Origin of the sequence: Oceanotoga sp. (assembly GCF_030445905.1) — a bacterium.
Taxonomy (GTDB): domain Bacteria; phylum Thermotogota; class Thermotogae; order Petrotogales; family Petrotogaceae; genus Oceanotoga; species Oceanotoga teriensis.
Map to the genome: position 1 here is coordinate 36,016 of NZ_JASUSU010000009.1, position 14,579 is coordinate 50,594.

The 14,579-nt window shown below is 27.7% G+C and carries 13 protein-coding genes and 1 riboswitch; of the genes, 2 read left to right on the top strand and 11 right to left on the bottom strand.

Going from position 1 to position 14,579, the window contains the following annotated elements; all coding sequences use genetic code 11:
* Positions 1 to 65: 65 nt before the first annotated feature.
* The 10 genes from PWP28_RS04045 to PWP28_RS04090 all read right to left on the bottom strand — a co-directional run bounded on the left by PWP28_RS04045 (position 66) and on the right by PWP28_RS04090 (position 12,004).
* Positions 66 to 875 carry a metallophosphoesterase gene (locus tag PWP28_RS04045; protein WP_308644291.1) on the bottom strand — a complete coding sequence of 270 codons (810 nt, stop codon included), beginning with the start codon at positions 873 to 875 and terminating at the stop codon, positions 66 to 68.
* A gap of 3 nt (positions 876 to 878) precedes the next feature.
* Positions 879 to 1,835 (bottom strand): ABC transporter ATP-binding protein, encoded by a 957-nt coding sequence (locus PWP28_RS04050; RefSeq protein ID WP_308644292.1) that lies wholly within the window; start codon positions 1,833 to 1,835, stop codon positions 879 to 881.
* Positions 1,828 to 2,796: an ABC transporter ATP-binding protein gene (locus PWP28_RS04055; RefSeq protein WP_308644293.1), complete on the bottom strand. Its 969-nt coding sequence runs from the start codon at positions 2,794 to 2,796 to the stop codon at positions 1,828 to 1,830. The genes PWP28_RS04050 and PWP28_RS04055 overlap by 8 nt, the downstream gene beginning before the upstream one ends.
* A gap of 4 nt (positions 2,797 to 2,800) precedes the next feature.
* Complete coding sequence (locus PWP28_RS04060) at positions 2,801 to 3,604, bottom strand: ABC transporter permease (protein WP_308644294.1); 804 nt, start codon at positions 3,602 to 3,604, stop codon at positions 2,801 to 2,803.
* An 8-nt stretch (positions 3,605 to 3,612) separates the two neighbouring features.
* Positions 3,613 to 4,548, bottom strand: a complete 936-nt coding sequence (locus PWP28_RS04065; RefSeq protein ID WP_308644295.1) for an ABC transporter permease — start codon at positions 4,546 to 4,548, stop codon at positions 3,613 to 3,615.
* Between the two features lie 9 nt (positions 4,549 to 4,557).
* Positions 4,558 to 6,024 carry an ABC transporter substrate-binding protein gene (locus PWP28_RS04070; protein WP_308644296.1) on the bottom strand — a complete coding sequence of 489 codons (1,467 nt, stop codon included), beginning with the start codon at positions 6,022 to 6,024 and terminating at the stop codon, positions 4,558 to 4,560.
* A 129-nt stretch (positions 6,025 to 6,153) separates the two neighbouring features.
* On the bottom strand, positions 6,154 to 7,329 hold the full coding sequence (locus tag PWP28_RS04075; protein WP_264149478.1) for a sodium:proton antiporter: 1,176 nt from the start codon (positions 7,327 to 7,329) through the stop codon (positions 6,154 to 6,156).
* A gap of 40 nt (positions 7,330 to 7,369) precedes the next feature.
* A riboswitch (Fluoride riboswitch) is annotated at positions 7,370 to 7,433 on the bottom strand.
* 58 nt (positions 7,434 to 7,491) lie between these two features.
* Positions 7,492 to 9,345, bottom strand: a complete 1,854-nt coding sequence (locus PWP28_RS04080; RefSeq protein ID WP_308644297.1) for an ABC transporter ATP-binding protein — start codon at positions 9,343 to 9,345, stop codon at positions 7,492 to 7,494.
* Complete coding sequence (locus tag PWP28_RS04085; RefSeq protein ID WP_308644298.1) at positions 9,345 to 11,555, bottom strand: ABC transporter ATP-binding protein; 2,211 nt, start codon at positions 11,553 to 11,555, stop codon at positions 9,345 to 9,347. Before PWP28_RS04085 ends, PWP28_RS04080 begins: the two co-directional genes overlap by 1 nt.
* The gene (locus tag PWP28_RS04090; RefSeq protein WP_109606126.1) at positions 11,552 to 12,004 is read right to left on the bottom strand and encodes a MarR family winged helix-turn-helix transcriptional regulator; all 453 of its coding nucleotides are present in this window, start codon (positions 12,002 to 12,004) and stop codon (positions 11,552 to 11,554) included. Before PWP28_RS04090 ends, PWP28_RS04085 begins: the two co-directional genes overlap by 4 nt.
* Positions 12,005 to 12,203: 199 nt before the next feature.
* On the opposite strand from PWP28_RS04090, the gene PWP28_RS04095 reads away from it, so the two are divergent.
* Complete coding sequence (locus PWP28_RS04095; RefSeq protein ID WP_109606124.1) at positions 12,204 to 13,472, top strand: MFS transporter; 1,269 nt, start codon at positions 12,204 to 12,206, stop codon at positions 13,470 to 13,472.
* Entirely contained in the window at positions 13,473 to 13,970 is a 498-nt protein-coding gene (locus PWP28_RS04100) for a transcription repressor NadR (protein WP_206050602.1), read from the top strand.
* A 26-nt stretch (positions 13,971 to 13,996) separates the two neighbouring features.
* On the opposite strand, the gene PWP28_RS13805 is transcribed toward PWP28_RS04100, so the two are convergent.
* Positions 13,997 to 14,569: a type II CAAX prenyl endopeptidase Rce1 family protein gene (locus PWP28_RS13805; RefSeq protein WP_374045480.1), complete on the bottom strand. Its 573-nt coding sequence runs from the start codon at positions 14,567 to 14,569 to the stop codon at positions 13,997 to 13,999.
* Positions 14,570 to 14,579: the final 10 nt, after the last annotated feature.

Genomic DNA, 14,579 nt, shown 5'->3' on the forward strand with positions numbered 1-14,579 from the left:
ATCCATATTTTGTTAGCATTCCATACTATTATATCTCATAATATTCAATTTTTTTCATAATATTTTTATAAATCTAATATTTTCAAAGTGTTTTTTATCTCCTTTTTAATATCTTCACTCTCCCACTCATTTCTATAGTTTAAACATCTACATATATAATTTTTCTCACCATCTTTAAATTCTCTTCTATAATGAACATGTCCCATTATAATATACTTTATATTATTATTATCCTCGATTATTGGCAATAGTTTATCTGTACCAAGAAAACCGTTAAAATACTTCCATAAATCATTATATTCTACTTTAAATGCAGGATGCGTTATCATATGAGTTACAAGTATTATTTTTTTATTTTTATATTTACTTATTTGTTCTTTTAATTTTTCTATAAATTCTATGTTTTTAATTTTATCAAGTTTTCCCCATTTAATATACTGACTATCTTTCCATGTTCTTCCCATATACATTTTCATTTCAAGTTGTTCATCAAAAAAACTATTATCTGCAAAAGAATAATCATACCATAAAACATCCCCTATAACTACATATTCTTCATTTAGTTCATAAGGATTATCACAAAGATTTCCTTCAAAGGTTTTTAATTTTTCATATATATTATATGTTTCAAGTTCTTTATTTTTTATATTCCAAAGATCATGATTACCAGGTACAAAAAGAACTTTCGATTTTGATAATTCTTCTATTTTTCTCAAAACTTCGATCGTTGTATTATAATTCTCAGAAATATCTCCAGCTATTATGAGAACTTCTACCTCTTTTTCTTTTAAATAATCGCTTAATATTTCTTCTATTTTTTCATCTTCTTTATTACTGATATCAACATGAATATCTGAAATTATTCCAATTTTCATAAATTACCTCCCAAAAAGATGACATTTTACTGTATGATTTTTTTCCAAATTTATTTCATCAGGATCATTTTTTTTACAAATATCCATAGCATAGGGACATCTCGAATAAAAATCACATCCTATATCACTATTATACTTCGGAATATCTCCTTTTATAATTATTCTATTATTCTTTCTATTTATTTTTGGAACTGAAGATATTAAAACTTTTGTATAAGGATGAGCAGGCATTTTCATTATATTTTCTACATCCCCTGTCTCAATTATCTTTCCCATATACATAACCGATATTCTATCGCTCAAATAACTGACTACATTCAAATCATGAGAAATAAATAAATAAGTCAAGTTATAATTACTTTGTAAATCTTTTAAAAGATTCAATATTTGTGCTTGTATTGAAACATCCAATGAAGAAACTGGTTCATCTGCAACTATTAACTTTGGATTCAATATTAAAGCACTCAATATACTTATTCTCTGTCTTTGTCCACCAGATAATTCATGAGGATATCTTTTAAGATGTTCTTTACCAAGTCCAACATCTTCTAATCTATCATTTAAATATTCCTTAGAAGTTTTATCATATATTCCATGTATTTTTAAAGGTTCTTCAAGTATCCATTTTATAGTCTTTTTGGGATTTATTGATCCTGATGAATCTTGAAAAATCATTTGAACTTCTTTTCTATAATTTTTTAATCTTTTATTTTTTATATCATTTATTCTTTCATTTTTATATAAGATATCTCCTGAATCTTCTTTTAAAAGTCTTGTTATTATATTTCCAGTAGTTGTTTTACCGCAACCGGATTCTCCAACAAGTCCATAAACTTCTCCAGTTTTTATTTTTAAATCTACACCCTTTAAAACATTTATTTTTTTGTTTTTTTTAAATAAAGAATTATTTCTATTAATAAAACTTTTCTCCAATCCCTTTATTTCAACTATATTATCCATTATTTATCACCTTATGACATTTCACATAATGTTCTTCATTAATCTTAAATTCTTTTGGATTTTCAATTTTACAAATATCCATAACAAAATCACATCTATCTTTGAATGGACAACCATCAATTTTTGAGTTTATATCAGGAACTTTTCCTTTTATATTATAAAGTTTCTTACCCCTTAAATCATCAGAAGGCAAACATTTTAAAAGCCCCTCAGTATAAGGATGTTTAGGGTTATTTATTATTTCTTTTTTGCTTCCCTTTTCTATTATTTCGCCAAAATACATAACAACTACAGAATCACATATCTCATCTATAACGCCTATATCATGAGATACAAATAAAATAGAAGATTCTCTACTTTTATTTATATTTTTTAATAAATCTATTATTTGAGCCTGTATTGTAACATCTAATGCTGTTGTAGGTTCATCAGCTATTATTAAATCAGGTTGATTAGCAATTGCAATTGCTATGATAACTCTTTGTCTTTGTCCACCGGATAATTCATGAGGATATTTATTATAAGAACTTTCAACATCTGGTATTCCCGTACTTTTTAATAGATTTAATGTTTCTTCTTTTAAAGTCTTTTTATCTATAATTCTATGTTGAACTATATTTTCTTCTATTTGTTTTCCTATTTTCATAAGAGGATTCAAAGATACCATTGGTTCTTGAAAGATCATAGAAATTTTTTCACCCATCATTTTTATTCTTTCTTTATTTTTTAAAGATAATAAGTTTTTATTATCAAATATCAACTTACCAGAAGTTATTACAGCATTATCAGGTAAAAGTCCTATTATAGAAAGAGAGGTTATGCTCTTACCACATCCCGATTCACCAACAATTCCAAGTATTTCACCTTTTTTTATTTTAAAACTTATATTTTTAACAGCCGAACTCAAATAATTTTTATTTTTAAATCCTATTGAAATATTCTCTAAACTCAATAATTCCATAAAATCACTTCTTCCTTTTGTCTTGAAGATCTCTCAATCCATCTCCGAGAAAATTAAACCCTAAAACAGTTAAAGATATCATCAATCCTGGAGCAATAGCATACCATGGAGATATAGTTATAAATATTTGTGATTCATTAAGCATCCTACCCCAACTTGGATACGGCGGTTGAACTCCAAGTCCAAGATAACTCAAACCAGCTTCGGAAAGTATAGCGCTGGAAAAACCTAATGATCCTGCAACAAGTATTGGAGAAAGTATATTTGGAAGTATATGAAAAAATATTATTCTTAAACTACCTGCACCTTTTATTTTTGCATTCTTCACATATTCAAAATTTTTATGTTGAATAACACCACTTCTTGTTATACGAGCAAAACTTGGTATAGACATAATTCCTATCGCAATTATGGTGTTTTTTATTCCCACTCCAAAAATCGATACAAACATCAAAGCGAATAATATACCAGGAAAAGCAAGCATCGCATCCATAAATCTCATAATTATTTCATCAAATATCCCACCTAAATATCCGGATAACGCTCCTATAAAAACTCCAAATACGAGACCTATTGCAACAGATACAAATCCAACAAATAAAGCTGTTTGTGTACCAACCATTATTCTACTCAATATATCTCTACCAAAATTATCAGTTCCAAGTATATTTTCAAATGATGGTGAAGAAAATCTTTTAGTCACATTCATTTGAGTTATATCATGCGGAGTATAAAAAAAACTCAAAATACCTATTAAAACTATAAAAGAAATTATAATTATTCCTATCATTAAATTTATATTCTTCATCTAATCACCTATTTTGTTTTTACTCTTGGATCTATCAACACATAGAGTATATCTATCATAAAATTTATAAAAACGACTATAAAAGCTAAATACAATACAAGTCCTTGTACTAAAGGAATATCCCTTGTTGAAATTGCATTTATCAAAAGTCTTCCTATTCCAGGTAAAGAAAAAACTTGTTCTATAATTATGCTTCCACCAAGTATATTACCTATTATCATTCCCAAAATGGTTATAACAGGAATGAGGGCGTTTCTTAAATTATGCTTCAGTAAAACTTTATTGGCCTGTATTCCTTTAGAATATGCTGTTAAAGTATAAGGTTTGTTCATTTCTTCAATAATAGTATTTTTTGTATATCTTGTTATAACAGCTATCGAAGGTATAGATATAGCTAATGAAGGTAAAAAAAGAGCTTTAAAAGCTTCAAAAGGATTTTGTGACCATGGAACATATCCTCCCGTTGAAAATATTCTAAAAATGAGACCAAACAAAAAAATAAGTATTATACCAATCCAAAAAGAAGGTATTGACATTAAAAACTGAGTTATAAAAGATATAAAAGTTCCAATAAATTTATTATTATTCTTTGCACTTATTATTCCAAGAGGTACACCTATTAAAATTATTATTATTATAGACATAAAAGCCATTGAAAAAGTTACTGGTACTCTATCTTTTATCATCTGTAGAACAGGTTTTTCATATCTTATAGATTTTCCAAGATCTCCTTTAAAAAGAGATTCCAGCCAGTTTATATATCTGACTGGAAATGGGGAATCAAGATCCAATTCACTCTTTAAAGCTTCAATTTGTGCCTCATCGGCATCCATGCCTAACTTTGAAAGTATGGGGTCGCCAGGTATAATTTCAAAAACAGAAAAAGTTATAAGGGTTATGAATAATATGGTTATAATCATAGATAATATTTTTTTAAAAAACATTTAAATACCTCATTTTTCGTAATATAATTTTGAAATATCTTGAACATACAGTGGATACATAGTATATCCTTTTATTTCTTTATAAGTAACTACTGTAAGTTGAGGATCCATTATATAAACAGCTGCTGCATCTTCTGTTAAAATTATCTGTGCTTGTTTATAAAGTGCTGCTCTTATATCTTCATTTGTTTCAGATATAGCTTTATTTATTATTTCATCATATTCTAAGTTCTCATAATTATAAAAATTTTTTGGATAATCACTTAAATATCTTCTCAATATATCATATGGACTTAACTTACCAGTAAGACCTATTATAGTCATATCATAATTTCTTTTTGAATAAACTTCATCCAACCATACACCCCATTCAACCTGCTTTATATCTACATTAATTCCAATTTTTTTAAGTTGTTCTGCTATAACTTGAGCTGTATCTACATGAAATTTATAATTTGATGGAACCGTTATTGTAGTATTAAACCCATTAGAGTATCCTGCATCTTTCAAAAGTTGTTTAGCCTTTTTTAAATCAGTTTTATAATAATCTTCGAGTCCCTCTTCATAATATTCTTTCATTATAGGAGACATATTAGAACCTAGTTTAGTTCCATTACCATTTGCAACCAATTGAATTATTTCATCCTTATCAATGGCATAGTTTATAGCTTGTCTCACTCTTTTATCATCAAAAGGTTTGACTTTATTATTCATAGTCATTAGTTGTACCATATTCTGTTCACCTTTTATTACATTATATCTATCTTTTAACATTTCAGCTTGAATATCATTTATTCTTGGATACATTCTTATATCTCCAGAAAGAAAACTCAATAAAGATGTTTGTTCATCAGGAATTATTTTAAAAACAACATTATCTATATGAGCTTTTTCTCCCCAATAATCCGCAAATTTTTTTAATACAAGTTTTTGACCTGGTACATATTCTACAAAAGAATATGGTCCTGTACCTATTGGATTATCATTCAATAAATTAACCTTTTTAGGTACAATTGCAGCCACAAACTTAACTAAAAAATCAGAATTTCTTGTATTTAATCTGACTTTAATAGTTTGAGAATCTGGTGAATCTATGCTTTCAACATACTTTTGAAAATCAGAAGATAAAGCAGAATCTTTATCATTACCTTTAAGTCTGTTTAAAGAATATAAAACATCTTCTACTGTTACTATTTCACCATTATGAAACTTAATATTTTTTCTCAATTTAAAAGTATATTCTAATCCATCATCGCTTACAGTATAAGATTCAGCAACAGCTGGTATAACTTTACCATCCGGGCTTGGTTTTAAAAGGCCTTCAAAAACATTAAACATCATTTCATATGTTCCGGAAGCTGCAGCTTTATGTGGGTCAAGAAAATCTGGATCTTGTGGAACTCTTATAACTATATTCGATGAAAAAGAAAAAATCATTATACTCAAAACCGATATAAATAAAAATACTTTTTTCATATCATAATCCACTCCTTTTTATTTTCAATTCATAAAAATTATATTTCTTGATTATTTTTCTTTTTTTTAGAAATATTAAATTATATAAAAAAATAGACTTATCAAACGATAAGTCTATTTTTATTATCTTTAGTCCAATAATTTATCTCCAAAATACTTTATACCAAATGCTCCTATTGGTGCCGTAAATATTATAGATAAAACTGCAACTGCGAGAATAAGATCTCCATTTTCAACACCCATACTCAAAGGAACAGCTCCTATAGCTGCCTGAACAGTAGCTTTAGGAATATATCCTATAATAGAAAAAATTTTCTCTTTTCCATTCAAATCAGATCCCATTAAAGATATAAAAACACCTAAGCTTCTAAATAAAAGACCTATAGTTATCAAAGCAAGGCCTTTGAGACCTGAATTTAAAGCAACTGTTGTATTAACTTGCGCACCAACTAAAACAAATAATATTATTTCAGCAAAAACCCATATTTTTTCAAATTTCTTTGCTATTCTATTTGCGGCATCTGGTTTTTTTTCAAGTAATATAAAACCTATAGTCATAACCCCTAGAAGACTTGCAATCTGTATATAAGATTTTAAAACATCTTCAAGAGTTGTCAAAAATATAGATATGGCTATTATATATAAAACTTTTCTTGTATCTCGTATATGAAATTTCTTAAAAATACGAACAAATATAAAACCTACAACAGCCCCTATTGCAACTCCCAAAATAATTGAAATTGGAATTTCAATTATTTTTACAGGTATATTTACATTCTTTCCACCATAAAGTCCCAAAAAAGTTGAAAACATTGTAATAGCTACAACATCATCAATAGAAGCACCTGCAAGTATCATAGTTGGAATAGCTTTCTTTTCACCTTTTCCCTTTTCAATTAATTCAAGCATAGATGGCACTACTACTGCTGGAGAAACTGCTGCTATTATGAATCCAAGCATTCCGCCTTCTATAAATGAAAGGCCAAATATCTTCATAGAAAAAAAGGCAATAGCAAATCCTTCAATAAGATCTGGAATAAATGCAAGTTTTGCAGATTCTTTTCCAACTTTTTTAAGCGTACTTCTCGATATTCCAAGTCCCGCTCTTAAAAGTATTATTATAAGAGCTATTTTCCTTAAATCTGTAGAAATATTCATCATCTCAGGGCTTATCCAGTCAAGCATATATGGCCCTATTAAAACTCCAAGTATAAGCATTCCAAGTATGCCAGGAAGTTTAATTTTTTCAAATAACCATTTAAAAATCAATCCCAAAATTATTACAGTAGCTATACTAAGTGCCATAAACTTTCCTCCTTAAATGAAAAAACTCCTGTCCATTTAAATATAGACAGGAGTCATTAGCATTTTAATTGCGGTTAAAGGCGAACTCCATCACCTAAAATATATTCATTTAAAAGAATTATAGTATAAATTGATTGAAACAATATTAAGATATATTAAAAATTATCCTTCTACTGGTGCTTCAAACTGACTCTTATAAAGATCTGCATAAAAACCATCTCTTTCAAGAAGTTCTTTATGATTTCCCTGTTCAACAATATCACCATGATTCATTACAAGAATTAAATCTGCATCTCTTATAGTAGAAAGCCTATGAGCAATTATAAAACTAGTTCTATTCTTCATGAGATTTATCATAGCTTTTTGTATTTGAACTTCTGTTCTGGTATCTACAGAACTTGTCGCTTCATCAAGTATCAATATTTTTGGATTTGCAAGTATAGCCCTTGCAATTGTTATCAACTGTTTTTGTCCTTGAGATATATTTGAAGCTTCTTCATTTAAAACCATATCATATCCATCTGGTAAAGCATGAACAAAGCCATCGACATGAGCAGCTTTAGATGCCTCATAAACTTCTTCATCAGTTGCATTCAAATTACCATATCTTATATTATCTTTTATAGATGCATTATAAAGCCATGTATCTTGTAGAACCATTCCAAAATAAGATCTCAAATCTTTTCTTGTAAAATCTTTTATATTATTATTATCTATCAAAATTTCTCCACTATTTATATCATAAAAACGCATCAACAACTTCACCATAGTAGTCTTACCTGCACCAGTAGGACCTACTATAGCTATTTTTTGACCAGCCTTAATATTTGCAGAAAAATTATTTATTATTATTTTATCTGAATCATATCCAAAATGTACATTTTTAAATTCAACATTTCCTTCTATAGTTTCAGGCTTAACTGGGTTTAAAGTATCCAAACTTTCTTCTTCTTCTTCAAGAAATTCAAAAACTCTTTCTGCCGCAGCTGCTGTTTGCTGAAATATATTAGAAATATTAGCGAGCTGTGCTATTGGTTGTGTGAAAGATCTTACATATTGTATAAAAGCTTGAATATCTCCAACTTCGATCATTCTTTTTGCTGCAAGCCAACCTCCTAAAACACTTATTCCAACATAACCTATATTACCAACAAAATTCATTATAGGCATCATCATTCCAGATAAAAACTGTGATTTCCATGCTGCACCATAAAGTTTTTGATTAAACTTATCAAAATCTTTTATACTTTCCTCTTCACCATTAAAAGCTTTCATAACAACATGTCCACCATACATTTCTTCAATATGTCCATTAACATTACCAAGATAATCTTGTTGTTGTTTAAAATATTTTTGAGAATATTTAACTACAAAAGCTATTAAAATCATAGAAATAGGAATTATTGCAAGAGCTACTAATGTCATCTGCCAACTTATAGAAAACATCATAAATAAAACACCTACAACAGTAGTTATAGAAGTAATCAATTGTGTAAGACTCTGATTAAGTGTTTGACTTATAGTATCAACATCATTGGTAACTCTTGATAATACCTCACCTTGATTTGTGTTATCAAAATATTTAAGCGGAAGTTTATTAATTTTTTTAGAGATTTGATCACGAAATCTATAACTTATATCCATAGAAACTCCAGACATTACCCATCCTTGGATATAACTAAAAATAGAACTTATTAAATAAATTCCAGCAAGCATAAGTAATATATTCCCTATATATACAAAATCAATACCACTACCAGTTCCAGTTATTTTAGTCATAATACCTTCAAAAAGTTTAGTAGTTACTTTACCAAGAATTTTAGGCCCTATTATCATAAATATAGCACTTGCCATCGCAAATATAAAAACTACAATAATCGAAACTTTATAATCACTCATATATTTTAAAAGCTTTTTCATAGTTCCTTTAAAATCTTTAGCCTTTTGACCACCTCTCATAACAGCAGGTCCATGTCCAAAGCCTTCATTATTATTTTTTTGTTTGTTTTTGCTCATTACAATTCCTCCCTTGATAATTGGGATAAAGCTATTTCTTGATATGTTTTACAACTCTCCATCAACTCTTTATGAGTTCCTTTTCCAACTATACTTCCTTCATCAAGGACAAGAATCTGATCTGCATTAACTATAGTAGAAATACGCTGTGCCACTATTATAAAAGTGCTATCAGAAGTTTCCTGTTTTAATTTTCTTCTCAACATAGAATCTGTTTTGAAATCTAAAGCTGAAAAGCTATCATCAAAAATATATACTTTTGGTTTTTTAACTATAGCTCTTGCAATAGAAAGCCTTTGTTTTTGACCACCAGAAACATTAGATCCACCTTGTGAAATAGGTGATTGAAATTTCTCCTCTTTTTCATCTATAAACTCCATAGCTTGGGCTATCTCTGAAGCTTTTAAAATTTCTTCATGAGATGCATTTTTATCTGCATATTTCAAATTAGATTCTATTGTTCCACTAAATAATATACCTTTTTGAGGCACATAACCTATTTGATCTCTTAACTCTTTTTGATTGAGTTTTCTTATATCAACACCATCTAAAAGAATTTCTCCTGCAGTCACATCATAAAATCTTGGTATCATATTTATAAGTGTTGATTTCCCGGAACCTGTAGATCCAATTATAGCTGTAGTTTGACCTGGTTTTGCAATAAATGAAATATCTTTAAGCATGTTTTCTTCTGCACCAGGAAATTTAAAACAAACATTTTTAAATTCAATTTCTCCATCAACTTTATCTATATGAACAGGATTATCAATATCTTTTATCTCTGGTTCAACTTTTAAAACTTCATGTATACGATTTGCAGATACTGAAGCTCTTGGAATTAAAATAAACATAATAGACATCATCAAAAATGAAAATATAATTTGCATAGCATATTGCATGAATGCCATCATATCTCCAACTTGCATACTTGATTCTGCAATCTGATGTGCTCCAACCCAAACTATTAAAAGTGTTATTCCATTCATTATAAGCATCATAGCTGGCATCATAACAACCATCAATCTATTTACAAAAAGATTAGTCTTTGTAACATCTTTATTGGCTTTATCAAATCTATTTTCTTCAAAGTTTTGAGTATTAAATGCCCTTATAACCATCAATCCAGAAAGATTCTCACGAGTAACTAAGTTTAATTTATCTATGAGCTTTTGAATCCTTTTAAATTTAGGAAGTGCAACTGAAAATACTATCATAATAAGTCCAAGAAGTATTATAACTGCAAGAGCTATTATCCATGACATAGATGTACTCTTGTCTAAAGCTCTTATTATTCCTCCAACACCCATTATAGGAGCATAAAATATCATCCTTATCATCATCACAATAACTAATTGTATCTGAGTTATATCATTTGTCGTTCTTGTAATAAGTGATGCTGTTGAAAATTTTACAAATTCAGAATTAGAAAAATTCTCTACTTTTGTAAAAACATCTCTTCTTATGTCTCTTGCCGAACCAGCACCTATTCTTGCTGCTAAAAGTCCAACCATCACAGTACTTGCAGCGCTTAAAAAAGCTATTAATAACATATATAACCCCGTTTTAGTTATATATGAACTCTGTATCTTATCAGTATCAATACCAATAGCCATATATTCTTCTTTAACGGCTGCTACACCCATTTGATTTATCATACTTGTACCCATAGCTTCTATTTGTTTATCAACATTTTCCATCATTTTAATTCTTTGATTTTCTGGTAAAGTTTTAATAATATTAAATATATCTATATTAGCTGGGATCTTCATACCATTGAGTTCCATAAATCCATTTTTAGCTTCAGTTTTTGCTTTTTGAATACCTGAAACAGTTATAAAAGCTTTTCCTATTATTATATTCAATTCGCTTTTTAATTCTTCATCAATATCTTTCAATAAATATATATCCTCATCTTTCAACGCTGGATAATCTTTAAGATATTCAACATCATCAGAAGATATCAATTCATAACTATTTATAACTTTTTTACTCTGTTCATTAGTCATAAACAATTTGATTTTTTCAAAAGAACTTTGTCTAATAACTTCTGGAACAGAGTCAATAATTCCTCCTTGTTGAATTCCAGTGTTAACTATTCTAGACATATAATCTGGTAAAGCGAGTTCACTCATAGCCTGCACAAAAAGTAATGCGATAGCGACTAATAAAAATACGGTATACGGTTTTAAATATTTTAATAGTTTTATCATTCTTTGCTCTCCTCAGTATTGATTTCAATTATCTTCTCCAACTTTTTTAATCCTTTTAAGATAAATTTCAAATCTTTTTCCTCAACATTTTCAAAGATCTCTGAGAATCTTCCTTCTATTTTTTTGTAATGTGTATTAGAATTCTTCTTAAAATCTTCAGTAATACTTACCTTTACAACCCTCCTATCTTTTTCATCTCTATTTCTTTCTACTATTTTCTGTTTTTCAAGTCTATCAACTATCCCAGAAACAGTACTATTAGAAAGTTCCATATATTCACTTAAATCACTTATTTTACATTCTCCTTTTTGAAACAAATAACCAATTAACATCCCTTGAGGTCTCGTTAAATTGATTTCTTCAAATTCATTTTTCATATTTTTATGAAATAAATCCATTATCCTTTTCATCTGTTTTAAAATTAAAATCCCCTTAGATTTTTCATCCATAAATATTCTCCTTTGAAATATATTTCGCTTCCTAACATTTCGCTTACTAATATTTCGTGTACGAAATATATTTTACTCTCCCTATGTTTACAAAATATATAAATTTAGTTTCTGTTTTTTAACAATCAATTTTGTTTTTTATATTATACTATTAATATAGTATATACTGTATATACAATTATAAATTAGAGGTGAGAAAATGACTCTTGATAAAGTAATAGATGAAAGTATAAGTTCAGGAAAAAGAAAATTATTATTATTTATAACTTCTTTGGGATGGGCTTATGTTGCCGCAGGTGTTATGATAATGCCTTTCGCTCAACCAATGGTAATGACAGAATGGAATTTAAGTAGAAACTTTGCAGCCTCTTTGAGTAGTTCCGGATTTATCGGAATGTTTTTAGGAGCTTTAATAGCTGGACTCCTTTCAGATAAATTTGGTAGAAAAATAACTTCAATACTTTTTCTAACTATTGCAACTCTTTTTTCATTTGCAAATGGATTTGCAACAACTCCATTTAATTTTATAATGTTTAGAGTAATATCAGGATTCGGACTTGGAGGACTTTTACCGGTTTTAAATACTTATTTAACAGAATTTTTAAATGTTGGCATAAGGGGAAAATATCTAGTATTACTCGAAGCAAGTTGGGCTTTTGGTAGTATATATATGGCCATAATACATATGATATTTGGAAGATATTTAGGTTGGAATTATGATTTTATATTTATGGGAATAGGATTATTGCCTTTAATATTATTATTATTCGTTCCAGAATCTCCAAAATACCTATTAATAAAAGATAAAAAAGAAGAATTTAAAAAACTTTTTAAATATGATTTAAAAGATATATCATTCAAAAAGCAAGAAAAATCTTCTTTAAAAAATATATTATCCAAAAAATACTATAAAAGAACAATACTCGTTTGGCTTCAATGGTTTACTATGAGTTTCGGATATTATGGAATATTTATTTGGATAAAAGGCATTCTTTTCAATAAAGGTATAGACTTTGTAAAAGCTGATTGGTATACTTTTTATATGTATATAGCTCAGCTTCCTGGTTATCTACTTGCAGCATATTTTATAGAAAAAATTGGTAGACGTAAAAGTGTATTATTCTTTATGATAGGAACTGGAATTTCAAGTATAGCTTTTGCTTATAGTTCCCAGAACACAATTGTATTATTGATGAGTTTAATAGTTTCAATATTTACACTTGGTGCTTGGGGATTAACATATGCATATACTCCGGAATTATATCCAACTCAATATAGAGGCACAGCAAATGGTACTTCAAGTGCAGTGACAAGATTCTCAGGTTTTATAGCTCCTTATTACACAGCATTTTTTCTTGAAAAAAATATAATTTTTTCTGGTATTATAGGAATAGCAATATTATTTATAATAACAGGATTTTTAAATTTTATATTTTTACCTGAGACAAAGAATGTGGAGGTTAATTAGTTGAACAAAGAAAAAAGACTTGAAAAGATAATAGAAATATTAAACAGATCACCCAAACCTATTTCTGGTAGCAATCTTGCAGATATGTTTGAAGTGACAAGACAAGTCATTGTAAAAGACATAGCAATTTTAAAAGCTGCAGGAAAAGATATCAAATCCAATTCAAGAGGATATTATATAAGCACAAAAAATAGAATAATAAGAACCATTGCTGTAAAACATACCTTTGAAGAAATAGGTTCTGAACTTTTAACAATAGTAGAAAATGGTGGAAAAGTTCTTGATGTGAGTGTTGAACATCCAATATATGGAGAAATAACTGCAACATTAGATGTTGAAGATAAAATGGATGTAGACTTCTTTTTAAAAAAAATAAATAATGCAAAGCCACTATCTTCATTAAACTATGGAATTCATCTACATAAGATAGAAGTAGATGATGAAAAACAATATAAAAAAATAATAACTGAATTAAATAAAAAAGGATTTCTTCTATAATATGAAGAAATCCTTTTTAAAAATCTTTACCACTGAATTGTAAAAATTAAAGTTATAAAATTATAAATAGAATGTAGTCCATACATTTTTAAAAAATTTTTTTCTGTAAAATAAATTTGACCATTAATATATGCAAGATTAATAACCAATATGCCATAATAACCTTTATTCACAATAAAATGAATCATAATAAAAATTAAAGTTTGAAAAGAATTCAAAAGTATAAAATGAAATTCTTCATTTACTTTGATACTTTCAAATAATATCACTCTAAAAATTAACTCTTCAATAAAAGGCACTAAAAAAACTATCAATAGAAACTCAAAAAACTTATATTTAATATAATTAAGACTAAAACTTTTATATCCATAACAAGCACTAAATATTAATAATACAAAAAAAAATATTATATATCTTGTATTTTCTTTATAATGCTTATTATTCCATTTAAACAATTCAATATAATTTTTATCTTTAAGCATATAAAAAATTGTAAAACATAACATAATGATCAAATAAAATATATTGTTCAAATAAATCGACATAAAAACAGAAATAATATAAAATGACAAATATAAATAATTTATAGAAAACTTCATAATAAAAACC

Coding starts and splice junctions, on each gene's coding strand:
- PWP28_RS04045 (WP_308644291.1), bottom strand. CDS start 875: ATGAAAATTGGAATAATTTCAGATATTCATGTTGATATCAGTAATAAA.
- PWP28_RS04050 (WP_308644292.1), bottom strand. CDS start 1,835: ATGGATAATATAGTTGAAATAAAGGGATTGGAGAAAAGTTTTATTAAT.
- PWP28_RS04055 (WP_308644293.1), bottom strand. CDS start 2,796: ATGGAATTATTGAGTTTAGAGAATATTTCAATAGGATTTAAAAATAAA.
- PWP28_RS04060 (WP_308644294.1), bottom strand. CDS start 3,604: ATGAAGAATATAAATTTAATGATAGGAATAATTATAATTTCTTTTATA.
- PWP28_RS04065 (WP_308644295.1), bottom strand. CDS start 4,548: ATGTTTTTTAAAAAAATATTATCTATGATTATAACCATATTATTCATA.
- PWP28_RS04070 (WP_308644296.1), bottom strand. CDS start 6,024: ATGAAAAAAGTATTTTTATTTATATCGGTTTTGAGTATAATGATTTTT.
- PWP28_RS04075 (WP_264149478.1), bottom strand. CDS start 7,329: ATGGCACTTAGTATAGCTACTGTAATAATTTTGGGATTGATTTTTAAA.
- PWP28_RS04080 (WP_308644297.1), bottom strand. CDS start 9,345: ATGAGCAAAAACAAACAAAAAAATAATAATGAAGGCTTTGGACATGGA.
- PWP28_RS04085 (WP_308644298.1), bottom strand. CDS start 11,555: ATGATAAAACTATTAAAATATTTAAAACCGTATACCGTATTTTTATTA.
- PWP28_RS04090 (WP_109606126.1), bottom strand. CDS start 12,004: ATGGATGAAAAATCTAAGGGGATTTTAATTTTAAAACAGATGAAAAGG.
- PWP28_RS04095 (WP_109606124.1), top strand. CDS start 12,204: ATGACTCTTGATAAAGTAATAGATGAAAGTATAAGTTCAGGAAAAAGA.
- PWP28_RS13805 (WP_374045480.1), bottom strand. CDS start 14,569: ATGAAGTTTTCTATAAATTATTTATATTTGTCATTTTATATTATTTCT.